This is a genomic window from Streptomyces sp. TE5632, assembly GCF_054061295.1.
Genome location: NZ_JBSSEA010000003.1, coordinates 4,746,969 through 4,769,410 on the forward strand (window position 1 = coordinate 4,746,969; position 22,442 = coordinate 4,769,410).

The 22,442-nt window shown below is 69.2% G+C and carries 17 protein-coding genes and 2 pseudogenes; 9 read left to right on the forward strand and 10 right to left on the reverse strand.

What is annotated here, in order from left to right:
• Window positions 1-50: 50 nt before the first annotated feature.
• The 5 genes from ACVW19_RS26900 (at window position 51) to ACVW19_RS26920 (ending at window position 7,147) form a co-directional block, all read left to right on the forward strand.
• A complete protein-coding gene (locus ACVW19_RS26900; protein ID WP_457462455.1) occupies window positions 51-1,649 on the forward strand; it encodes an FAD-dependent monooxygenase in 1,599 nt (532 codons plus the stop codon).
• A gap of 272 nt (window positions 1,650-1,921) precedes the next feature.
• Entirely contained in the window at window positions 1,922-3,157 is a 1,236-nt protein-coding gene (locus tag ACVW19_RS26905) for a 3-deoxy-7-phosphoheptulonate synthase (protein WP_457462457.1), read from the forward strand.
• 174 nt (window positions 3,158-3,331) lie between these two features.
• Entirely contained in the window at window positions 3,332-4,825 is a 1,494-nt protein-coding gene (locus tag ACVW19_RS26910) for a DUF6851 domain-containing protein (protein WP_457462458.1), read from the forward strand.
• A 656-nt stretch (window positions 4,826-5,481) separates the two neighbouring features.
• Window positions 5,482-6,564, forward strand: coding sequence for a histidine kinase (locus ACVW19_RS26915; RefSeq protein ID WP_457462460.1), 1,083 nt, complete (start codon window positions 5,482-5,484; stop codon window positions 6,562-6,564).
• The gene (locus ACVW19_RS26920; RefSeq protein WP_457462462.1) at window positions 6,539-7,147 is read left to right on the forward strand and encodes a response regulator; all 609 of its coding nucleotides are present in this window, start codon (window positions 6,539-6,541) and stop codon (window positions 7,145-7,147) included. Before ACVW19_RS26915 ends, ACVW19_RS26920 begins: the two co-directional genes overlap by 26 nt.
• A 61-nt stretch (window positions 7,148-7,208) precedes the next feature.
• Here the strand turns inward: ACVW19_RS26920 and ACVW19_RS26925 are convergent, their stop codons facing one another.
• Window positions 7,209-7,616 (reverse strand): DoxX family protein, encoded by a 408-nt coding sequence (locus tag ACVW19_RS26925; RefSeq protein ID WP_457462464.1) that lies wholly within the window; start codon window positions 7,614-7,616, stop codon window positions 7,209-7,211.
• Between the two features lie 361 nt (window positions 7,617-7,977).
• Between ACVW19_RS26925 and ACVW19_RS26930 the strand changes: the two genes are divergently transcribed.
• Window positions 7,978-8,400: a DUF6223 family protein gene (locus ACVW19_RS26930; protein ID WP_457462466.1), complete on the forward strand. Its 423-nt coding sequence runs from the start codon at window positions 7,978-7,980 to the stop codon at window positions 8,398-8,400.
• Between the two features lie 173 nt (window positions 8,401-8,573).
• Here the strand turns inward: ACVW19_RS26930 and ACVW19_RS26935 are convergent.
• Window positions 8,574-8,699 (reverse strand): annotated as a pseudogene (locus ACVW19_RS26935) (bifunctional metallophosphatase/5'-nucleotidase); the annotation flags it as partial.
• Window positions 8,696-8,845: pseudogene (locus ACVW19_RS26940) on the reverse strand (UDP-N-acetylglucosamine 1-carboxyvinyltransferase); the annotation flags it as partial. The pseudogenes ACVW19_RS26940 and ACVW19_RS26935, both read right to left, overlap by 4 nt.
• Here ACVW19_RS26940 and ACVW19_RS26945 point away from each other — a divergent pair.
• On the forward strand, window positions 8,819-9,064 hold the full coding sequence (locus ACVW19_RS26945; RefSeq protein WP_457464904.1) for a hypothetical protein: 246 nt from the start codon (window positions 8,819-8,821) through the stop codon (window positions 9,062-9,064). The pseudogene ACVW19_RS26940 and the gene ACVW19_RS26945 sit on opposite strands and share 27 nt — an antisense overlap.
• A 396-nt stretch (window positions 9,065-9,460) precedes the next feature.
• Here ACVW19_RS26945 and ACVW19_RS26950 read toward each other — a convergent pair whose 3' ends face one another.
• From ACVW19_RS26950 to ACVW19_RS26960, 3 genes are all read right to left on the reverse strand, one after another.
• A complete protein-coding gene (locus tag ACVW19_RS26950; protein ID WP_457462468.1) occupies window positions 9,461-10,006 on the reverse strand; it encodes a hypothetical protein in 546 nt (181 codons plus the stop codon).
• Window positions 10,007-10,129: 123 nt separating this feature from the next.
• On the reverse strand, window positions 10,130-11,665 hold the full coding sequence (locus ACVW19_RS26955) for a CATRA conflict system CASPASE/TPR repeat-associated protein (RefSeq protein WP_457462470.1): 1,536 nt from the start codon (window positions 11,663-11,665) through the stop codon (window positions 10,130-10,132).
• Window positions 11,655-11,978: a CATRA system-associated protein gene (locus ACVW19_RS26960; protein WP_457462472.1), complete on the reverse strand. Its 324-nt coding sequence runs from the start codon at window positions 11,976-11,978 to the stop codon at window positions 11,655-11,657. The genes ACVW19_RS26955 and ACVW19_RS26960 overlap by 11 nt, the downstream gene beginning before the upstream one ends.
• A gap of 71 nt (window positions 11,979-12,049) precedes the next feature.
• Between ACVW19_RS26960 and ACVW19_RS26965 the strand changes: the two genes are divergently transcribed.
• A complete protein-coding gene (locus tag ACVW19_RS26965; protein WP_457462474.1) occupies window positions 12,050-15,949 on the forward strand; it encodes a CHAT domain-containing protein in 3,900 nt (1,299 codons plus the stop codon).
• A 28-nt stretch (window positions 15,950-15,977) separates the two neighbouring features.
• Here the strand turns inward: ACVW19_RS26965 and ACVW19_RS26970 are convergent, their stop codons facing one another.
• The 4 genes from ACVW19_RS26970 to ACVW19_RS26985 all read right to left on the reverse strand — a co-directional run bounded on the left by ACVW19_RS26970 (window position 15,978) and on the right by ACVW19_RS26985 (window position 19,197).
• A complete protein-coding gene (locus tag ACVW19_RS26970) occupies window positions 15,978-16,646 on the reverse strand; it encodes a nucleotidyl transferase AbiEii/AbiGii toxin family protein (protein WP_457462476.1) in 669 nt (222 codons plus the stop codon).
• A 5-nt stretch (window positions 16,647-16,651) separates the two neighbouring features.
• The gene (locus tag ACVW19_RS26975; protein WP_457462478.1) at window positions 16,652-17,044 is read right to left on the reverse strand and encodes a hypothetical protein; all 393 of its coding nucleotides are present in this window, start codon (window positions 17,042-17,044) and stop codon (window positions 16,652-16,654) included.
• 340 nt (window positions 17,045-17,384) lie between these two features.
• Entirely contained in the window at window positions 17,385-18,914 is a 1,530-nt protein-coding gene (locus ACVW19_RS26980; RefSeq protein WP_457462479.1) for a helix-turn-helix domain-containing protein, read from the reverse strand.
• An 82-nt stretch (window positions 18,915-18,996) separates the two neighbouring features.
• Window positions 18,997-19,197: a DUF4236 domain-containing protein gene (locus ACVW19_RS26985; RefSeq protein ID WP_457462481.1), complete on the reverse strand. Its 201-nt coding sequence runs from the start codon at window positions 19,195-19,197 to the stop codon at window positions 18,997-18,999.
• Between the two features lie 378 nt (window positions 19,198-19,575).
• Between ACVW19_RS26985 and acnA the strand changes: the two genes are divergently transcribed.
• Window positions 19,576-22,299: an aconitate hydratase AcnA gene (gene acnA / locus ACVW19_RS26990; protein WP_457462483.1), complete on the forward strand. Its 2,724-nt coding sequence runs from the start codon at window positions 19,576-19,578 to the stop codon at window positions 22,297-22,299.
• Window positions 22,300-22,442 lie beyond the last annotated feature (143 nt).

Sequence of the window (22,442 nt, forward strand, 5' to 3'; positions counted from 1 at the left end):
GAACGGTGTGGGGCGGACGACCCGCCCCACACCCCTGCGAAGGGGCAATCGTGGATCCGGTACCGGTTCTGGTCGTGGGCGCCGGCCCAGTCGGCATGGTCGTCGCTCTGGAGCTCGCCCGCCAAGGCGTCTCCTGCGTTCTCGTCGACCGCGAATTCGAGACATCCGTTCATCCCAAGCTCGACTACGTCAACCCGCGCAGCATGGAGTTCTTCCGGCGCCTGGGCATCACCGACGACATCCGCGCAGCCGGGGTCGCGCCCGAGCACCGGGCCGACGTGATCTGGTCCACCGGCCTCGCCGGCGAGCCGATCACCTCATGGGAACTCCCCTCGGTGGCCGAGGAGCGGCAGCGCATCGCCGAACTCAACGACGGCACCCAGCCCACCGAACCCGGCCAGCGCATCTCCCAGATCGACCTGGAGCCGGTCCTGCGGGCCCACTGCCGGCGCAATCCGCTCATCGAGCTGCGCCGCGGGCTGCGCTTCGACTTCCTCACCCAGGACGACGAGGGGGTCACCAGCCACTTCGTCGACGTGCTGACCGACGACGAGGTCCGGCTGCGCTCCCGGTACGTGATCGGGTGCGACGGCGCGTCGAGCCAAGTCCGCGCGGCGCTGGGCATCGGCGAGGAGAGCTTCGACGTCCCCGGGCTCCCGGGCGCCTTCATGGTGCACTTCAAGAGCCGCGACCTGGACACCCTGCACCGGCACGGCCGGTTCTGGCACTACTTCGCCTTCCGGTACGTCATCATCGCCCAGGACGAGGTCGACACCTGGACCGCGCACGTCAACGGCCTGCACCCGAACGAGTTCGACACGCCGCCGACCGATCCGGCCGCCTTCCTGCGCGACACGACGCAGACCGATCTGAAGATCGACAAGGTGCTGCTGACCTCGCGCTGGCGCCCCGGCTTCCTGATCGCCGACCGTTACCGCGACGGCCGGGTCCTCCTCGCCGGCGACTCCGCGCACCGCATGTTCCCGACCGGCGCCTATGGCATGAACACCGGCATCGGAGACGCGGCCGACGCGGCCTGGAAGATCGCCGCCCTCGTCAAGGGCTTCGGCGGCCCCGCGCTGCTCGACAGCTACGAGGCCGAACGCCGCCCGGTGGGGCTGCGCGCCATGCACACCTCCCACCGGCACCTCGGCGTGCACCTCAAGGCCGGGGAACTGCTGCGCGGCGGCGCCTCGCCGCAGGCCGTCGCCGCCTATCTGCAGGACGAGCGGGGCGAGAACGAGTACCGGGGGATCGAGCTGGGCTACCGCTACCACGACTCACCCGTCGTCTGTTCCGACGACGAGCCCGAACCCCCGTACACACCCCGCGCGTACACACCGACGACCTGGCTCGGCGGCCGCCCGCCGAGCCTTCTCCTCAAGGACGGAAGACCGATCTACGACCTCTTCGCCCCGTCCTTCACCCTCGTGGACTTCGCCGGTGACGGCCGGGGCGAGGCGCTGCTCGAAGCAGCGGCCACCCAGGGACTGCCGGTCGGCCACACCGTGGTGACCGACGCCCTGGCCCGGCGGGCCTGGGAACGCGACCTCGTGCTGCTCAGGCCCGACCAGCACGTGGCCTGGCGCGGCAACGACGCCCCCTCGGACCCGGCCGCCGTGATCCGGCGGGTACGCGGCGCGGTCTGAGACATCCGGTGAGGTGACACCGGACCGACGGCCGGACCGCGCCCGGCGCCGTACCGGAAATCCGGTACCGGGCGGGCCCGGAGCAGCGCGAAGACGTGATGTGCGCGCCTGGCCCGGCAGGTCACGCTAAGCGCATACGTCTCGATCGGATGGGAGGCTCCGGCGCGGTCGGGCCCGGCCGGGCACCTGGCACCCGCTCATCCGGCGACCGGCCGGCGGTCGTTCCGCGGTCCCCGGGGGCACGCCTCGCTGATCTCTCGACGGGAGCACTCATGACGCAATCCAGCTCTATGGCGGACATCGCCCGACCCGGACCGTGGGAGGAGATGCCGGCGGCCCAGCAACCGGACTGGCGCGACCACGCCGCCCACCCCGAGGCCTGCGCGCGGCTGGAGTCGGCTCCGCCCCTGGTGACGGTCGGCGAGATCCGGCACCTGCGGCAGACCCTGTCGCGGCTGACGATGACCGAAGCGCTCCTGCTCCAGCTGGGCGACTGCGCGGAGAGCTTCTACGAATGCACGCCCCGACATGTGGAGCAGAAGCTGCGGGTCGTCGACCGGCTTGCGGACCGCTTCGGCGAACTCACCGGCAGCAGTGTCGTCCGGGTGGGCCGCATGGGCGGGCAGTTCGCCAAACCGAGGTCGCAGGCGACCGAGTCGCACGGTGCGGTGAGCATGGCCTCCTTCCGAGGGCACATGATCAACTCGGAGATCTCCGCACCGCTGACCCGGCAGCCCGATCCGCGCCGCATGGTGTGGGCCTATGAGGCCAGTGCCGAGGTGCAGCGGACGATGCGGACGTACCGCCGGGACAACGGCCGCATACCGACCGGGGAGGGGCCCTGGTCCAGCCATGAGGCCCTGGTCATCGACTACGAGTCCCGGCTGGTCCGCCGCGACCCGGAGACGGACGGGCTGTATCTGTCCTCCGCCCACCTGCCCTGGGTGGGGGAGCGGACCCGTCAACCCGGTGACGCGCACGTCTCGTTGCTCTCCTCCGTGGTCAATCCGGTGGGCTGCAAGATCGGGCCGGCCGCGGACCCGGACGACGTACTGCGGGTGTGCGAGGTGCTCGATCCGCGTCGTGAGCCCGGCCGCCTGGTTCTCATCCCGCGGATGGGCCGGGACGGGATCCGGGAGGCCCTGCCGCCGATCGTCCGCCGGGTGGCGAACGCGGGACACCCGGTGATCTGGCTGTGCGACCCGATGCACGGCAACACGGTGAAATCCCGCTCCGGCCTGAAAACACGTCACCTCACCGATGTCATCACCGAGGCGGTGCGATTCCGGGACATTCTCCAGAATCACCGCCAGCACGCCGCCGGACTCCACATAGAGGTCGCGGCGGAGGGCGTGACGGAATGCATCGGCGGCTCGGTGGAGAACGAGGGCCAAATTTCCCGCCATTACACCTCGCTGTGCGATCCGCGACTCAATGCCGACCAGGCCGTGGAACTCATCGAGGCCTGGGCGAAAGGCACGGTCCCGGTCGGCGGGCAACACCCCTGAGGATCCCGCATCGGTAGTCTCCACTACTCGATCGAGCAGTGGACGTGCCGAAGTGGGGTCGGATAGCGTTCCAGTTAAATCTCGGGCAATTCACAGAGCAGCACGACTCTGGCCTGATTCCTCCCGCTGGCGATCTTTTCACGATACGAAGTCCGATCGAAAGGAGAATTTCCGGTGACGAAATTGAGGCGGCCGCGGAGCCGACGCCTGGGATACATGGTGACCATCGCCACCGCGGCGGCCTTGGTGGGTTCGCTGACCGGTGCCGCGCCGGCGGCCCCGCGACAGGCGGCACCCGGTGTCGACCTCGATCACGGGAACGCCCTGGTCCAGGTGGTCTACCCAAAGTTCCAGCGCGTGTCGCGCGACGAGAGCTCCGGCCGTTCCGTGTCACTGACCGTCGACCACGCCATCCTCATCGAGATGCCGTGGTTCGACGCCATCGCGCCGTACCATCCGACCGCGAAGGGCATCTTCTCGGACCTCGGCCGCCGTCCGAAGGAAGAGCACACGACGCGCAACAGGAACATAGCCGTGATCTACGCGGCGTACACGTCGCTCAACACGGTCCTCCCGCAGTACAAGACCCGCTGGATCGAGATGATGGAGTCGGCGGGCCTTGATCCCCACAACACCGCGGAAGACCCCACGACGCCGAGCGGCATTGGCGTTCTGGCCGCCAAGAACGCCATGAAGGCACGTCTGGACGACGGTTCCAACCGGTACGGTGACGAAGGCGGCCGTCAGTACAACCGGAAGCCGTACAGCGACTACACCGGGTACCGGCCGGCCAACACCGCGGAGCAGCTGCGCAATCCGTCCCGCTGGCAGCCGAACGTGACCTCGACGAACGGTGTCCACAAGGTCCAGCAGTTCGCGACGCCCTATTACGGCAGGGTCAAGCCGTTCACGTTCGACGACCCGAGCCGGTTCAAGGTCGCTCCGCCGGCCGCCAGCAACCACCACAACCGCAAGTCCTACAAGCGCCAGGCCGACGAGGTGCTGAAGGCGTCGGCGGGCCTGGACGACCGGAAGAAGATGACCGCCGAACTCTTCAACGACAAGGTGGTGACCTTCGGGACCGTCGCCGGAACTCCGGTGGTCACGCACGGCAATTACGACATCGAGAAGATGGTGCACTACATCACCTCCTCCGATGTGGCCTTCATCGATTCCACCATCGCCACCTGGCACTTCAAGCGCGCATTCGACTCCGTACGGCCGTTCAGCGCCGTCCGGCATGTGTACGGCGACAAGGAGATCACCAGCTGGGGCGGACCCGGCACGGGCACGGTCGACGACATCACCGGAAACGAGTGGCAGGGCTACCTGAGCGGGCGTTCCGCCGACTCCCCCGAGTACCCGTCGGTCAGCTCCGCCCTCTGCCTCGCCTTCACCCAGCAGGTGCGGCGCTTCACGGGCACCGACAAGGCCAACATCAACCACCCGGTCGCGAAGGGCGCCTCGCTCATCGAGCCGGACGTCACCCCGGCCAACGACATGACGCTGCACTGGGACAACTGGACGGACTTCGCCCGGGACTGCGGCCAGAGCAGGATCTGGGGCGGTGAGAACTTCCCCGCCGCGGTCGACGCCGCGAAGCAGTACGCACCGAAGATCGGCGACATGAGCTACGAGTACGTTCAGCGCAAGGTGAACGGCGGCTGATCCGCCCGCGCACCGAACCAGACTGCCGCCGGCGTCCCCAGGACGCCGGCGGCAGTCTGCTGCCGGCCAGCACCTTCGGACAACCACTCGCCGGACGCCCTGTCGGCGGGTTCGAGGGTAGAGGAGTCGAGGCCGGTCGGGTTAAGGTCACGGCTGCGACTCGAACGCATGGCGGGGGATTCGATCTCAATGAACTGTCACGCACTTCCAGTAAGTTCGCGCTTACCTGTTTCGGTGGCACCCGGCATCGGTCCCGGAGGTGCGGGCCCGGGTTCCGCTCGCGGCGCGCGAGGGACTCGCCGGCGCCCGGCCCCCACCGTCGGGCGTGGTGCGCGAGCCGGGTCCCGGGGCATCCCCCTGACACGGTCTCGGTCGACCGGCGGCCTCCGCTTCGGCCCGTGGACGCCCGTCCACGGCGAGTGACCGGAACCTGCCCGTCGGTCACCGGCCGGGCCCCTGCGGCCCCGGCGGCCGTGACCGCGGAGGTCGATGGTCGGGACGTCCACGCGTCCCTGTCCGGACACCGGCCTGCACACCTGACCGGCCGGACCAGCTCTCGCACTCAGGCATTCCTTAGGGGGGACACTCCGATGACAGTCGTCTTTCCGTTTCGTGCGGCGGCGAAGACGTATTCCGTGCTCGTGTCCGATCCCGACGTGTCCGTCCGAGCGGACCTGTCGGCGGTGATCGGAGCCGCTCCCGGACTGGACGTGGTGGGTGAGGCGGCCGACGCGGAGGAGACGCTGACGCGGGCCGCGCGGACCCGCCCGGACCTGGTGCTGCTGGGCGCCGGGGCGGCCGGCCCGAACCTGGTCACCGTGACCAGGCGCCTGCTCGCCGCCGCCGGCCCGCCCAAGGTGATCATCCTGGCCGTACCCGGACATCAGGAGCACTGTCGCGAGGCGCTCCGGGCCGGGGCCTCCGGGCTGCTCCTGCGGGGCGCGCCGGCCAAGGATCTGCTGTGTGCCATCTCTGCGGTCGTTGCGGGATACGTGCTCATGGCCCCGGCCTTCGCCGCCCAGGCGACGGGGAGGGGCGCCCGCAGCGACGCACCGTCGGCCTTGCCCGCGGGCCCGGTGACGGTGTGGTCGCGGCCCGGGCGGGAGTCGGCGCGCAGGGTGGTCACGGCGGACGACCGGCTGCTCGCGCGGGACGTGCACGACGTGCTCGGCCGCACCCTCGCCGCGATCAACCGCAAGGGCGAGCTGGTCGCCCGGCTGCTCGCCACCCAGCCGGACCGGGCGCGGACCGAGCTGGAGACCGTACTGGTGCTCGCCCGTCGGTCCATGACCGAGGTCCGTGCCCTGGTCGGCGGCTATCGCCTCGGTGATCTGGCCACCGAGATCGAGGGGGTGCGCTCCGACCTGGAGGCCCTGGGCACGCGGGTGGAGGTCACCCGTACCCAGGCCGCACTGCCCCGGCTGATCCAGGAGGCGTTCGGCTGGGTGGTGCGGGAGGCGGCCGCGAATGTCATCCGGCACAGCGAAGCCGCGCACTGCTCGATCGAGGTCTGGATCAGCGACCGGACGGCACGTCTGCGGATCTCCAACGACGGCGCCCGGCAGCGGGTCTCGGCCTCCGGAAGCGGGCTCTTCGGTCTGATGACGCGGCTGCGGGCCGTGGGCGGCACGCTCACTCACGGCCCGGGACCCCAGTCCAGCTATCGCGTCGAAGTGACCGCGCCCATGAGTCGGAGCGACTGCTGGAGGGAAGATGGCGATCAAGCTGGTCCTGGCTGAGGACGAAGCCCTCACCAGGGAAGCCCTCACTGAACTTTTCCAACTGTCCGGCGGCATCGAGGTGGTCGCCCACACCGGGCGGGGCGACAGGGTGATCGGGCTGCTGGAGGAGTACGGCGCGGAACTCGCCGTACTTGATGTGTACATGCCTGGCATGAGCGGAATCGAGGTTGCCGAGCAATTGCACCGGGAGCGGCCCGGATTTCCCCTCGTGATCCTCACCTGCGAAGTCCGGCCCGGGCATCTGCAGCGGGCGCTGAAGGCCGGAGTGCGCGGCATCCTCACGAAGGAGACCTCGATTCGTGAGTTGAGCCGGGTGATCCGTGAAGTGCACGCGGGCGGACGCCATTTACCGCCCGAATTCATCGCCGAAATGCTGGCCGTGGGGGAAAGTCCGCTCACGGCCCGCGAAGCGGAGATCCTGAAGGCGGCCGAGGACGGCCGCCCGCTCAGCGTCATCGCGTCCCAGTTGCATCTGAGCCCGGGCACGGTCCGCAACCACATTCACTCCGCCATCCGCAAACTGAAGGCGAGGAACAGGGCGGGGGCCGTGCGGGCCGCGTCGAGGGTCGGCTGGATCTGAGCGCCCGGCCACGGCGTCATCGCCGTGGCCGGCCGGGCCGCGACCGGGTCGGTCCGGCGGCTCAGCCGACGGTGGCGGGACGGATCAGTGTGCCGACACGGTCCCGTCGCCCCCAGGCGACCAGGACGCTGAGCAGGAGAAGGATCACCGCCAGCAGCGAGAAGGCGTCGATGACGAGGTTGGTGATCACCGCCCCGGTCATCAAACCGGCCAGCCCCAGCGCGGCAAGTCCGACCAGACGTGGCACGAGCAGTCCGATCGCGCCGATGACTTCGACGACTCCGACGAAGTACCTGAGCCACTGACCGGCTCCGATGTCGTCGAAGGCTTTCACCATCTCCTCGGCCCCGGCGAGCTTCGCGGAGCCGGCGGCCAGGAATACGAGCACCAGAACCGCTTGACACGCCCATATGGTGATGTCCACGGCACGGCCCGCTCTGTAACCCGGTGAAGTTTCCCGCTCGCTCATCGAAGTCCCCAAGTTCTCTTGGCAATTGGGTTGGCCGGGCAACTGGCTGCCTGGACGATAGCCCGTAATGATTAAGCGGGTCAATAATCAAGCTTTGAACGTATCCGGAATCGCCGCCTCGAATAACCCGAGTCGTCCGCGAGAGGCGCGGACGGCGCCGGAGCGGGAACACCGAACAGCGGGTGAGGGTCGCGCGAGATTGCTGCGGACGCGGTAGTGGACTGCTGTGACGGCAGACTCCGCCCCGGACCGATACCGCTGCGACGGTAGGCGAAACGGCTACTGCGGCATGACGACCTGAGACGAGCCGGTACCTACGCTGAAACCCGTCCCCCCGTCAGGAAAACCGAAGGGAACCTCCATGTCCGTCCGTCGTTTGCTCACCGCTGCCGCTGCCGCTGCCGCAGCCGCCGTGACCACGGGATTCCTGCTTGCCGCGCCGGCGGCCGCCAACGTCATGGTCGCCGCCGACGGCGACGACGGTGGCTCCGGGCGAGGTCCGTCCCTCGCGGCCCTGGTCGTGGCGGTGATCGGCGTGGTGCTCGGGGTACGGGCCCTGCGTGCCGCCGGCCGTGGCGCCGACAACGCGCGGGGCGGCGCCATCGCCGCAGTGGCGGGGGGGCTGGTCGGTGTGATCATCGCCGGCATCGCCCTGGCCGCCGCGGACGGCGGTGTGGGTACCGGCTCCGGCCGAGGCGGCGCCGTCGTCGCCCTCGTGGTGGGGCTGGTCGGTGTGGTCCTCGGCGCGCTGGCGCTGTCCCGCTCCCGGCGAGCCGTCGTCTGAACCGGCCCGTCGCCGCTCTCCTGGCCGACCGGAAACCGCCGACACCGGCGGCCTGGTCGGCCTGCGGCCGTTTGTGCGGGACCACGCGCCGCCCGCCCAGGGCGCCGGAATCCCGCAGCGCCGGTGAGGGCCATCTCCGCTCTTCACCGCGTACGTCGAGGCGCCGACGCCCAGCAGTCCACAACGAGCGAGGTCGGGCGGAGGGCGTGGAGGTGTGCCATGACGGGTACGGCGTTGTCGAAGGCTGAGTGGACGTCGGTGGTCGCTACGATCTGGCGCAGTCTGCGGCCGCCCGTCACGGGGGCACCTCGCAGATGTCGGCGCCCGGCGTCCTGAGCTTGCCGGCCAGGTCTGCGTGGCCGCGGCGGAGTTGGTCGATGCCGCCGAGTGTGGTGATCCCGCGGGCCCTGAGGACGGCGTGATCGCCCGGCTGGAGGAGAGCGCTCCGGACGGAGCCCGCGCGTGGGAGTCCTCGCGAGAGCACGGCTACCACGCCCTGCGTCACTTCTGCGCTTCCGAGCAGTTGGAGGCCGGTGAGTCGGTGGTGTCCCTGGCGCGGTGGCTCGGCCACTCGGATCCCGGGTTCACGCTCCGGAAGTACGCCCACTTCCTGCCCCGCGCGGGCGCACGTGGCAGCGCCGCCGTAGACGCCGTTTTCGGGTAGCTCCCGAGCGATTGGGAACAGCCCGGCCCCGGCCCAAAGTCCCAGAGAAGTCCCAGAGGCGCCGCCGCACCCCTTCCAGACCCGCATTCGTGCAGGTCACATAGGGTGCGGCGGCATCCGTTGCTCAGATGTCCCGGAAGAGACCGGCCAGGGCTCTGACCTGCAGCGATGAACAGTCATGCATCGCTGACCTGTACGAATGCTCTTCTTGCTCTTTCATACTGACGCCCGTTGATGCGGTTGGAAGTCCCAGAAAAGTCCCAGAGCAGAGGCCCCTGCCTCGGTGGTCCGGGGAATGGCGCTCGGCCCGTGCCTGCGACCGTGGCCTGCTGACGGTCAGCAAGAGTGGTGGACCAGTGTGAAGGTGCTGAGGGAGCCTGACAGCGCTCAGTTCGGCTACGAGGTCTTCACCGAGCCGTCGGGCTGGATGTGCAAGGTTGGCGAGCGCGATGCCCCGGAGAAGGAGCCTTCGCTCGGAGCCACTTCGACCTGAGCCTGCACCGCAGCGTGGACGCGGGGTACAGAGCACCCCTTGGTGGTCAGCCACATGGTCTTCCCGGCTTCCACCGTCGCGGTGACGTAGCTGTCCACGGCTCCGCACGGCGCGAATTGCTGGGTGCGCACGTATCCGAGACGTAGCCGCAGTACCTGGTGTCCGCCGGCATTGCTTGCCATGACACCGAACTGGACCGAGTCCTCGGTGACGCGTGCGCAGGGCGTCCACACCACGGACCCCACGGCCTGCGGGCGGGTGGCGCAGTGGGTGTCGGGGTCGGTCGGCAGGGGGACCGAACCGGTGACCGCCCCCGGCCTGCCGCTCACGGGCGTCTCCACGATTGGCCGTTCGGCGACGTCGGAGGGACGATCACGGTCGTCGCCGAACCAGCCCGCTGCCCATGTCCCCACCAAGCCGGAGACGATGGCGGGGACCAGCAGGGCCATCGCTTTGTGCCACCACGACGACCCTGGCGGTGCAGGCGGCTGGGGAGGTGGTGGGGTCATGAAGCGCCCGTTCTCGATCGGTCCAATAGGTGTGTGCCCGGGTCCCTGCGGCCCGGGGTGCTGTCAGGGTGACGACCTCCGCGTCAGCCAGCTGCCCAGAACGGCCACGAGGACCATGCCGGTCAGCACGCTCTCTGCGGTGTGGCCGAGGGACCTGCCCACCAGCCAGCCCGCAGCCGCCCCGGCCACCGCGAGGGACCCGATCTCCAGGACGCCACCGATTCGTCCGCCGGTCCCGCCCCGCCAGCGGCGCACGACCAGCAGCGGAAGGACGAGCCCCGACGAGCCGAGCAGGGCGATCAGGGGAGCGTGGAGACGGACTGGCACGGGGACCTTGTACGCCAGGGCCTGGATGGCGGTCAGCGCGAGCAGAACGGAACCGATGACCGTGGCTTGGACGAGAGACAGGTACTGCTGGTGACTCTGCAGTCGCTGCGCGGCGGACTCCGTGGCGACCCGAGCAGCCTCGGCCACCTGCTCCCGGGCGATGTCCATGTACGTCACGTCGTCATCGAGCACCGCAGCCAGTTGCACGCGCAGTTCCTCGTCGTTGTCGAGGACTCTCGGCTGACCGTCCGCGTTCGCCCCCAGCACGCGCAGGCCGGCTGAGGCGACATCCAAGGATCGTGTCATGTAGCGCAGGCCATGGTTGGACGCGCTCGCCAGCCGTTCCTCGGTAAGAGCTTGCTGGGCCTGCTCTGCGATGCGCTCCCAACGCGCGAGGGTCCCTCGGCCGATGGCGGGCTGTGCCGCCGAAGTCGCCGTCAGCTCATGCCACTGCCGGGTCAGTTCCTCGCCGACCCGCTTCATCCGATCAAGACGTTCATTCAAGGTGGCGTCGCTGTCGAGGCGTAGCCGATAGTTCTCGCGCATGAGGGCGGCGCCGATGAGATACCGCGTCAGCGGTACGAGACCATGCTCGGAATACCAGCTCCAGTCGTCCAGCAGACCTTCCTGCTGGTCGGTCGCCACAGTGGTGACGAGGAGATCGCGGTGGCCGGAAAGCATCTCCCTCGATCGGGTGATCTCCCACAGAGTCAGACCGGTGTCCGTCTCCACCGGGCGCGAGAGCCGGGACTGCGGCGCCAGTTCCCGGCACAGCCCTTCCCCCACGAGCGTCGGGTCCGGGCACGACGTGCCGTCGGGAACGCTGAGTGACCGGTGAACGCGGACCGATCCGATGAGTGACGTGTCGGTGTTGGCGTCGCCCCTCGCTGCCGCTGCTCGGGCACGGGTCTCTTCCCAGGAGCGCTCGAGCGCACGCAGCACCTGTGCGCTCTCCTCGGCGGTGCGGCCAGGCCCCTCGTCCGCTGCCAGCATGACGGTGAGGCCGACCACGTCGTGCAACCGGTAGAGCATCGCCTGTCTCGTCCCGGTGGCGTCGGACCTTTGCCGCAGGGAGTGGAATCCGGCCCCACCCTTCAAGCCGACGGGAAGGGACAGCTCACCGCCGGGCTGGAGGGCCGTCTCCATGCCGGCCCGCGCACACGTCTCCCAGAGGAGACCCAGCAGGCGTCCTCCCGAGCTACCGAACCGCTGGGACGCGAAGAAGTAGTGCAGCTGCAGTGCCTCGCGCGCAAGGCGCGGTTCACCGCTCATCCTGGTCCTCGGTGCGCTCCCGCTCGTGCTCGTCCCCACCCAGCCGGTCCTGGATCAGCGCCTTCCGCTCGAGGACTCGCTCCGAGGGCCCTTCGCCCGTCAACTTCCTGGGTGCACGCATCACCGTCACGGTGTCCTCGAGACGGAAAAGTGCTCGGCGGAACCCGTCGTGGTCGCCCCGGTCCAAAGCGTCGGACATAGTGACCAGGAAGCCCTCTACTTGCTTCCAGCCCTCCGGAGTGAGCCGACTGTGGACCGCGGCTTCAAGGATCTCCTCGGCCAACTGACGAAGGCCGCTCAACTCGGCTCGCACACCGCCCCCTTGCTACTCTCCGACCGTTGTGCCCAGGTTAAGGGATCGGACGAGATGGCTATGGGGGGCGGATGAGCCGCGCGAACGGTCTGAACGGTTTCGGACGTTTCCTGGGACGGCTGCTGTTCGTCAAGGATGCACATCTCGTCGCCGCCGACATGGGCCGGTACGCCGTCCAGGACCTTCAGCGCTGGTACGACGATCCGAGCGACGTGCAGGCCCTCCAGAGCGCCATCTCCTTCTATCGAACCGCTCTGAAGAACACCACGCCGGACCACCCGCAACGAGCCGCCTTGGAAGAGCAACTGGGTGCCTGCCAGGGCTTCTACTGGATCGCGACAGGCGTCCCGGACGCCCTGCACCAGTCGATCGACCTCATGGTGGCGTCCGCCGGCCGCACGCCGACGGGCGACGCCGAGAACTGGATCGGCCGCCGCTGGATGCTGATGCTCTTGCACGTCCTGCGCTTCGGCATGACAAGGGACCCGTCCGACGCCCGACTCGCCGAAGACTGCCACCGGTCGCTGGCACCGATGCTCGACGCGTCGCACGGGCAGCCGTGGGCGCCTGACCAACGTGCGGTGGTGTGCCTCACCGCAGCTCAGCTCGCCGCGCTACGAGGGGACGATACGGCCGGCGCCTCCTGGCTGGGACAGGCCCGGCAGACCTTAGGCGGCTCTCTGGTCCCGACCCTGGGCCCGGGGGTCGAGACCTGGTCCCTCCTGCTCCGGCGACGCATCCGCTTCCTGCTGGAACGCTACGAGAGCACTCATGACCACCAGCTCTGCCAGGAGGCGGTCGCCCTGTGCTCCTGCGGCATCGGCGCGTTCGGTGAACGGCTGGGCGATCCAGCGCTGTTCGAGCTGCGCGGCCGTCTTCTCTTCACCCGCTACCGGCTCCTGGGACAGCGGCAGGACGCCCAGGGCGCCCGCCTCGACTGCGAGGCCGCCCTGCGCCTCGCCGACCCCGCCACGGCACAATGGCGCGCCGACGTGCAGTGGCGACTGGCCATGCTGCTCCTGCTGACCTCCCAGCACGAGCAACTCGCGCCTGCGGACATCGCCCTGACCCACCGCCTCGCCATCGAATCCCTGGCAGCGGTCACGCCCGGTTCGGCGGATCACGCGGCGCACATGCGTCTGCTGGCCGATGTCCGCTACCAGTTCCCGTCCGAGGCCGGCATCGCCTACATGCGGGAGACGGCGGTGCTGTACGAGCGGGCTCTCACCGAGCTGAGCGGCACTGATCACGCCTGGCTCATCCACAACCGGCTCGCCCTGCTCAACGGAGACTTCTACCGGGCCACCGGAGACCCGGAGCAGCTGTCGACCGGAATCAGCCACGCGGAACAGGCCCTACGCCTCTGCCCACCACGCGAAGCACCGCAACAGCTCCCGGTCGCGCACACCGTGCTTGGCGACCTGCTGCGCCTGCGGTACGAACGCTCCGGCGACCGGCGCGACCACGAGCGGGCACGGGAGCACACGGGCCAGGGCATCGCCCTCGCGCGGTTCCCGGGAACCGCGCCCCAGTGGGCACAACGCCTCTCCAACCATGCGCTGGTTCTCGCCCTCCCGGGCCGCCCCGAGGACTACCGCGCCGCGGAGCGGCTGCTGCGCGACGCCCTCGACAGCGAGAACCTCCTTCCGCAGGACAAGCCCGTCCTGCACCACAACCTCGGGACGATCCTGCGGCAGGCCGGTGAGGTCACGCATGACCGGGAGCAGCTCCGGCACGGCGTCGGGCACCTGAGAGTGACGGTGGCCGCCAGCACGGCGAACGAAGCCCTCGGCAGACTCGCCCGCCACAACTTGGCTGCGACGCTGCACTCCTGGTGGCTGATCGACGAGGATCCCGCTCTGCTCGACGAAGCACTGGAAGTGGTCGAGGCCGCACTTGACGAGGCTCCCACCGAAGCACCGGACCACCCCCTGCTGCTGTGCGATCTGGGCGGCTGCCTGGTGAGCCGCGGTGTCCACCACGCCGAGCGGAACGACGTGGAGCGCGGCCGCCGCGATGTGGAGCGTGCGGTGGAGGTGTTGCGGCAAGCCCTGCGTGCGCTGCCGCCCGGGTACACCACCCGTCCGGCCGTCGAGAACCAGTACGGTGAAGCCCTGAAGGCTCTCGGGCAGGTCACCGGTGATCGGCGGGGCTGGGAGGAGGCGCTGGCCGTCCACCGTCAGACCGTGAATTCGCTTGATGCGGACGATCCGTCCTGGGCGCTGTCCGCGCTGCTCCTCGCCACCACGCTCGTCAGCGTCGAGGCACCGTCGGCCGAGGAGGTGACAGAGGCCGCGGGTCTGTGCCTGCGGGCCGCCCGGCAGCCGTCGGCGACTGCGACGACCCGATGGAACGCGGCTGTCAAGGGCGCCGAACTCCTGGCGGGGCGGGGCGACTGGACGGGGGCCCTCGACGCCTGCACCGCCGCCATCGCCGTCCTGCCGTGGCTGGCCTGGGGTGGCCTCGCTTTTGACGACCGGCTGCACGCCCTGAGCGACACCTCCCAGATGGTCTCCGACGCGGCCGCCATCGCCCTCCACGCCGATGCCCCCGAAAGGGCGCTGGAGATCCTCGAACACGGCCGCGGCCAACTGCTCTCCCATGCCCTGGACATGCGCGCCGACCTGGAGGCCGTACGTTGCCAGAACCCCCGACTGGCGACTGAGCTGGAGCTGCTCCGCAACGACCAGGACCCAGCCCGCAGCGGCGAACCTGAGCTTGTGGGAACGTATCGAAGGCAGCGTCAGCACCACTGGGAGCATCTCGTCCAGCAGGTACGACAACTTCCGGGTCTGGCCGACTTCCTCAAGCCTTTGCCGTACCGAGACCTCCTCTCGGCCGCGCAGGACGGACCAGTCATCGTCCTCAACTCCAGCCCCTTCCGATCGGACGCGCTCGTCCTCCATGACAACGCCCTCACGGTCGTCCCCCTGCCCGGGTTCAGGCACAGCAAGGCAGTGCTCCGCGCTCAGGCCCTGTCACGGCTTGCGCATCCCTTCGAGGAAGGGGACGGCGCGGACGACGAGCAGCACATCGAGTTGCGCCCGTATCTGACCGACCTGTTGGACTGGCTGTGGACGACGGTCGCGGAGCCCGTGCTGAGGGTCGTGCCCGCCGCGCCGCACGCGGACGAGAACGTGCCGCCCTCCCGGGTCTGGTGGTGCCCCACCGGCGTGTTCAACCACCTTCCGGTCCATGCGGCCACCCGGATCAAGGACCCGTTCGACCGGAACAGCCTGGCCGACGACAGCCTCACCGACCGGTTCGTCTCCAGCCACACCCCGACGCTCCGTGCTCTCAAGGCCGCCCGTGTGGCCGATCGGGCCGCGCCCCGGGCTGAGCCGTCGATGCTGCTCGTCGGGGTCGGCAGGACTCCGCCCGGGACGGACCTGGCCGAGCTGCGCCACGTGGCCGTGGAGATCGACGCTGTCGCACGGCTATTTCCGACGGCCGAGCCGTTGCGAGACGAGGACGCGCTACGGGAGACCGTCCTGCGGCGACTCCGGGCCAGCGGCTGGTTCCACTTCGCGGGCCACGGTGAGCAGAACCCCGAGGAACCCGATGGGCTTCTCTATCTGTGGGACCACGCCACGAGCGACTCCCTGCGTATCCGGGACATCGCCGGTCTCCGCCTCGACAAGGCGGAGCTCGCGTTCCTCTCGGCCTGCCAGACCCACCTGGCGCCGCGGGCCCACTCCGACGAGCCTGTCAGTCTTGCCGGAGCGCTTCAGCTCGCCGGCTTCCGGCACGTCGTCGCCGCACAGTGGCAGATGAACAGCCTCCGGGCCCGGCACGTCGCCACCAGCTTTTACGAGAAGCTGCTGGAAAGCTCCGGCGCGCGCGGGCGGGTGGCACTTGTCCCGACAGCCCGCGACGCGGCACATGCCCTCTATGCAGCGGTGCGGGAGCGTCGCCGCGAACGACCGGAAGCCGTAGAGGTGTGGGCGGCGTACGTGCACCTCGGACCGTGACCAAGAAGCGGGTCTTGTCCCGACACGTTCAGTCGGTGTCCGGATCATCGGCTTCTTCGATGAGACGGGCCGCAAGTTCGTCGGCCCATTCCAAGGCCCAGGCGCGGAGAGCGTTGATCGTGGCGTGATCGAGCCCGTAGGCGGCGAAGGCTTCGTCGTCGGTCCACTCGGCGCCCGTGAGGTTGGCCTGCAGGTCCTCGCGCTCGAAGCGGCCGCGGGCGTGGCGGCGGCCGAACTCCTCGAGCTCGGCGTTGGGCCAGCGGCGGGAGGCTGCGAACACGTCGATCAGGTCGCGGGGCGCTCCGCGGTCGGCCAGGGCGCGGACCTTCGTCCCGATCACGTCCTCCTCCGCGAGGACGGGCCCGTAGGGGCTCTGGGCGACCGGCCGCCAGAAGATCTCCTTGAGGATGTCGACTTCGCACTCCTGCCCGGTGGCCGGGTCGGTCACGGTGAAGCGGGCGGACAGCGGGGCGGTCTCCAGCGCGTGCACCGTCCAGCCGCGGGCTTCCAGGCCGGCACGGAGCGTGGCGGCGATGTCGGCCATGGGCGCCGGGTTCTCGGTGGCGACGTCGAGGTCCTGGCTGGGACGGTTCACGAGACGGTGTGCCCGCACGGCATATCCACCGGTGAGAACGAGGGGGTATGGGGAGCCGAGTGCGATCACATCCGCCAGGAGCCGCGTGTGCAGCTCCGGCATGTCCGTCACGCGGCTGCCCGGGTGCGGGAGGCGAGCTGGGGGAAGGCGTCTTCCCATACGGCGCGCACGGTGCGGCCGACGAGGGTGCGCAGCACCGGCCACAGCTCAAGGAGCAGGTCCTGGTTGAGGTAGCGGGGCAGGTCGTCGTGCAGGCCCTCGTGCAGGACGGTGCGGTACAGGCCCATGCGCTGCCGCGGCTTGCCCAGGTCGTACGAGGTCATGCCCGACCAGGCCATGTGCAATGGCAGCTCCACAACTCCCTGGGTCGGGCCGTGCAACTCGTCCAGCGACTCCGGCAGACGCCGTCGGAACTTCTCCCGGTACAACGCGAGATCCTCGGCGACCGCGTCCGAGAGGCGGCTCGGCGCGGGTGCGGGGCGCTGTGGGGTCGAGGACATGCCTCCATTATGACCGCAGGGAAGCGGTAAGGGTCATGATGCGTGAGCTTGCGTTCGCAGTGAGCGGGACGGGCTCGTGGAGGGTGTCTGAGCGTGACAGTAAGGCAGTGAGTGGAGAACCCGGCCCGACCTGTCCTCGTCCATGAGTCGTTCAGGCCGATGCCCGTCCGGTGACCCATCACCTGTAGTGCCGGGCAATCCGTCCCTCAGCCCCTGAGACCGACAGTCTCCCGGCTCGGCCCAAAAGTCCCTGAGAAGTCCCACAGGCGAAGCCGAATCCCCTCCTGGCTTGCATACGTGCAGGTCAGGGGGGGATTCGCGTTACCTTTTCTTACAGCTTTCAGATGTCCCGGAAGGTCTCGATCTGGGCCCCGACCGAGTTCAGCCGTTCCGCCAGGTCCTCGTAACCCCGGTTGATGACATAGACGTTGCGGAGCACCGACGTGCCCTCGGCGGCCATCATCGCCAGGAGGACGACCACGGCGGGGCGCAGGGCCGGGGGGCACATCATTTCGGCGGCGCGCCAGCGGGTGGGGCCCTCGACCAGGACGCGGTGGGGGTCCAGGAGTTGGAGGCGGCCGCCGAGGCGGTTGAGGTCGGTCAGGTAGATGGCGCGGTTGTCGTAGACCCAGTCGTGGATGAGGGTCTGGCCCTGCGCGACCGCCGCGATCGCCGCGAAGAACGGGACGTTGTCGATGTTCAGGCCCGGGAAGGGCATCGGGTGGATCTTGTCGATCGGCGCCTCCAGCTTGGAGGGCCGGACCGTGAGGTCGACCAGCCGGGTGCGGCCGTTGTCGGCGACGTACTCGGGGCTGCGGTCGTGGTCGAGGCCCATCTCCTCCAGGACCGCGAGCTCGATCTCCAGGAACTCGATCGGCACCCGGCGCACCGTCAGCTCGGACTCGGTGACGACGGCCGCGGCGAGCAGGCTCATCGCCTCGACCGGGTCCTCGGAGGGGGAGTAGTCCACGTCGACGTCGATGGTGTGCATGCCGTGCACGGTGAGCGTGGTGGTGCCGATGCCCTCGACCCTGACGCCCAGCGCCTCCAGGAAGAAACACAGGTCCTGGACCATGTAGTTGGAGGAGGCGTTGCGGATGACGGTGACGCCGTCGTGCCGGGCGGCGGCCAGCAGCGCGTTCTCGGTGACCGTGTCCCCGCGTTCGGTCAGCACGATCGGCCGGTCCGGGCGCACGGAGCGGTCCACCACCGCGTGGTACTGACCCTCGGTCGCGGCGATCTCCAGGCCGAACCGGCGCAGCGCGATCATGTGCGGCTCGACGGTGCGGGTGCCGAGGTCGCAGCCGCCCGCGTACGGCAGCATGAAGCGGTCCTGGCGGTGCAGCAGCGGGCCGAGGAACATGATGATCGAGCGGGTGCGGCGGGCCGCGTCCGCGTCGATGGAGTCCAGGTCCAGCGTGGCGGGCGGCACGATCTCCAGGTCGACGCCGTCGTTGATCCACCGGGTACGGACGCCGATGGAGCCCAGCACCTCGAGGAGGCGGTACACCTCCTCGATGCGGGCGACGCGGCGCAGCACCGTGCGGCCCTTGTTGAGCAGGGAGGCGCACAGCAGTGCCACGCACGCGTTCTTGCTCGTCTTCACATCGATGGCGCCCGAGAGGCGGCGGCCGCCGACGACCCGCAGATGCATGGGGCCGGCGTAGCCCAGGGAGACGATCTCACTGTCGAGTGCTTCGCCGATGCGGGCGATCATCTCAAGGCTGATGTTCTGGTTGCCGCGCTCGATGCGGTTGACGGCGCTCTGGCTGGTACCGAGAGCCTCCGCCAGTTGCGCCTGTGTCCAGCCGCGGTGCTGCCGGGCGTCGCGGATGAGCTTGCCGATGCGTACGAGGTAGTCGTCTGACATGAGGCTGAGGCTATCTCAGATATGAGATGGCGCCTTCCGGGGGCCCCTTGCGTGGGTCCATTCGGGTGATAAGACGTCAATATTACCTGGTGCGGCGAGTGCTGCGCGTGCGCCGCCATCCGAAAGGTCCGGGCAAATCAATCGATGTCGTACGACGTCCCGTACTGCTCGTGGTGTGGCGCGGGCCGCGCCTCCCGCCGGTGGTGACGGACCAGGAGCGCTTGTTGATGTTCAGGCGCACTCCCGGAAGGATCCTGAAGCTCTTGCGGAACGTGAACGGCATCCCTGTCTCCCTCCCTGGGTTCGTGACGCCGGGTTCGCGACGTCGTTCCGGTGCGCATACCCCGTCCGGGCCCGGTGATGACGGGATCGGGGAGGGGAGGGCCGGGAATGGGGAGAGGGCCGGGAACGGGGTACCCGGAAGGGCGGTATCCGGGTGCCGCGAGCGGGCCCACGCATGACCATTCGGCCGCGGTGTACTAGAGTTATCTCGACATCGAGATATCTGCCGAGGTGCACCGCAGCCGCCACCCTGGTAAGGGGTACCTAACTTAGCCTTACCTTAGCGGATCGGTCGAGACGTGGGTGGCGGCACCACGCGGCGGTAGCCGCACACGGTTTGCGGTGTGGTGGTACGCGTACATCAATGAAGGAGACTGTCGTGTCGGCGAACAGCTTCGACGCCCGCAGCACGCTGCAGGTGGGCGACGAGTCGTACGAGATCTTCCGGCTGGACAAGGTCGAGGGCTCCGCACGCCTTCCCTACAGCCTGAAGGTGCTGCTGGAGAACCTGCTCCGCACCGAGGACGGCGCGAACATCACCGCCGACCACATCCGAGCGCTCGGCTCCTGGGACTCCCAGGCCCAGCCGTCGCAGGAGATCCAGTTCACCCCGGCCCGTGTGATCATGCAGGACTTCACCGGCGTCCCCTGTGTCGTGGACCTCGCCACCATGCGCGAGGCCGTCAAGGAGCTCGGCGGCGACCCGGCGAAGATCAACCCGCTGGCCCCGGCCGAGCTGGTCATCGACCACTCCGTCATCGCCGACAAGTTCGGCACCAACGACGCCTTCAAGCAGAACGTCGACCTGGAGTACGGCCGCAACAAGGAGCGCTACCAGTTCCTGCGCTGGGGCCAGACCGCCTTCGACGAGTTCAAGGTCGTCCCGCCCGGCACCGGCATCGTCCACCAGGTGAACATCGAGCACCTGGCCCGTGTCGTCATGACCCGTGACGGCAAGGCCTACCCCGACACCCTGGTCGGCACCGACTCGCACACCACCATGGTCAACGGCCTCGGCGTCCTCGGCTGGGGCGTCGGCGGCATCGAGGCCGAGGCCGCCATGCTCGGCCAGCCGGTCTCCATGCTGATCCCGCGCGTCGTCGGCTTCAAGCTGACCGGTGAGCTCAAGCCCGGCACCACCGCCACCGACCTCGTGCTGACCATCACCGAGATGCTGCGCAAGCACGGCGTCGTCGGCAAGTTCGTCGAGTTCTACGGCGAGGGCGTCGCCGCGACGAGCCTGGCCAACCGCGCCACCATCGGCAACATGTCGCCGGAGTTCGGCTCCACCGCCGCCATCTTCCCGATCGACGGCGAGACGCTGAACTACCTGCGCCTGACCGGCCGCAGCGAGCAGCAGGTCGCGCTCGTCGAGGCGTACGCCAAGGAGCAGGGCCTCTGGCTGGACCCGAAGGCCGAGCCGGACTTCTCCGAGAAGCTGGAGCTCGACCTGGCCACGGTCGTGCCCTCCATCGCCGGTCCGAAGCGCCCGCAGGACCGCATCGTCCTCGCCGACGCCAAGGCCCAGTTCGCCCAGGACGTGCGCAACTACGTCAAGGACGGCGGCGACGTCGACGAGGCCAGCAAGGAGTCCTTCCCGGCCTCCGACGCGCCGGCCATCTCCAACGGCGCCCCCAGCCACAAGGTGAAGGTCACCGCCGCCGACGGCACGGAGTACGAGCTCGACCACGGCCACGTCACCGTCGCCGCGATCACCTCCTGCACCAACACCTCCAACCCGTACGTCATGGTCGCCGCCGCCCTGGTGGCCAAGAAGGCGGTCGAGAAGGGCCTGACCCGCAAGCCGTGGGTCAAGACCACCCTCGCCCCGGGCTCCAAGGTCGTCACCGACTACTTCGACAAGGCGGGCCTGACCCCGTACCTCGACAAGGTCGGCTTCAACCTGGTCGGCTACGGCTGCACCACCTGCATCGGCAACTCCGGCCCGCTGCCGGACGAGGTCTCCAAGGCGGTCAACGAGCACGACCTCGCCGTCACCTCGGTGCTCTCCGGCAACCGCAACTTCGAGGGCCGGATCAACCCCGACGTCAAGATGAACTACCTGGCGTCCCCGCCGCTGGTCGTGGCCTACGCCATCGCCGGTTCGATGAAGGTGGACATCACCCGCGAGTCCCTGGGCCTGGACCAGGACGGCAACCCGGTCTTCCTCAAGGACATCTGGCCGACCGAGGCCGAGGTCAACGACGTCGTCGCCAACACCATCGGCGAGGACATGTTCTCCAAGTCCTACGCCGACGTCTTCGCCGGCGACGCCCAGTGGCAGGCGCTGCCGATCCCGACCGGCAACACCTTCGAGTGGGACGCCGAGTCCACCTACGTCCGCAAGCCCCCGTACTTCGAGGGCATGGGCATGGAGCCGGCCCCGGTCGAGGACATCGCCGGCGCCCGCGTCCTCGCCAAGCTGGGCGACTCGGTCACCACCGACCACATCTCCCCGGCCGGTGCCATCAAGGCGGACACCCCGGCCGGCAAGTACCTCACGGAGCACGGCGTCGAGCGCCGCGACTTCAACAGCTACGGCTCCCGCCGCGGCAACCACGAGGTCATGATCCGCGGCACGTTCGCCAACATCCGCCTGCGCAACCAGATCGCGCCGGGCACCGAGGGCGGCTACACGCGCGACTTCACGCAGGACGGCGGGCCGGTGTCGTTCATCTACGACGCCTCGCGCAACTACATCGACCAGGGCATCCCGCTGGTCGTCCTGGCGGGCAAGGAGTACGGCTCCGGCTCGTCCCGCGACTGGGCCGCCAAGGGCACCGCGCTGCTCGGCGTCAAGGCCGTCATCGCCGAGTCGTACGAGCGCATCCACCGCTCGAACCTCATCGGCATGGGCGTGCTGCCGCTCCAGTTCCCCGAGGGCCACACCGCCGAGACGCTCGGCCTCACCGGCGAGGAGACCTTCTCCTTCACCGGCGTCACCGAGCTGAACGACGGCACCATCCCGAGCACGGTGAAGGTCACCACCGACACCGGCGTCGAGTTCGACGCGGTCGTCCGCATCGACACCCCCGGCGAGGCGGACTACTACCGCAACGGCGGCATCCTGCAGTACGTGCTGCGCAGCCTGATCAGCAAGTGACTTGGTCAGCGAGTGACCTGATCAGCGAGTAAGCGGTACCGCAAGGCAGTCGAGGGCCGCATCCCCGTCCGTCGGGGATGCGGCCCTCGCTGCGTCAGCCGTTTACAACCGGAGCGTACGGCGCTACCTTCCCTGACGAGTGG

What these genes read in the sequence shown, in the direction of transcription:
- ACVW19_RS26905 (WP_457462457.1), top strand. Translation starts at nt 1,922, where the DNA reads ATGACGCAATCCAGCTCTATGGCGGACATCGCCCGACCCGGACCGTGG.
- ACVW19_RS26920 (WP_457462462.1), top strand. Translation starts at nt 6,539, where the DNA reads ATGGCGATCAAGCTGGTCCTGGCTGAGGACGAAGCCCTCACCAGGGAA.
- ACVW19_RS26925 (WP_457462464.1), bottom strand. Translation starts at nt 7,616, where the DNA reads ATGAGCGAGCGGGAAACTTCACCGGGTTACAGAGCGGGCCGTGCCGTG.
- ACVW19_RS26930 (WP_457462466.1), top strand. Translation starts at nt 7,978, where the DNA reads ATGTCCGTCCGTCGTTTGCTCACCGCTGCCGCTGCCGCTGCCGCAGCC.
- ACVW19_RS26950 (WP_457462468.1), bottom strand. Translation starts at nt 10,006, where the DNA reads ATGGCCCTGCTGGTCCCCGCCATCGTCTCCGGCTTGGTGGGGACATGG.
- ACVW19_RS26955 (WP_457462470.1), bottom strand. Translation starts at nt 11,665, where the DNA reads ATGAGCGGTGAACCGCGCCTTGCGCGCGAGGCACTGCAGCTGCACTAC.
- ACVW19_RS26965 (WP_457462474.1), top strand. Translation starts at nt 12,050, where the DNA reads ATGAGCCGCGCGAACGGTCTGAACGGTTTCGGACGTTTCCTGGGACGG.
- ACVW19_RS26970 (WP_457462476.1), bottom strand. Translation starts at nt 16,646, where the DNA reads ATGCCGGAGCTGCACACGCGGCTCCTGGCGGATGTGATCGCACTCGGC.
- ACVW19_RS26975 (WP_457462478.1), bottom strand. Translation starts at nt 17,044, where the DNA reads ATGTCCTCGACCCCACAGCGCCCCGCACCCGCGCCGAGCCGCCTCTCG.
- ACVW19_RS26980 (WP_457462479.1), bottom strand. Translation starts at nt 18,914, where the DNA reads ATGTCAGACGACTACCTCGTACGCATCGGCAAGCTCATCCGCGACGCC.
- ACVW19_RS26985 (WP_457462481.1), bottom strand. Translation starts at nt 19,197, where the DNA reads ATGCCGTTCACGTTCCGCAAGAGCTTCAGGATCCTTCCGGGAGTGCGC.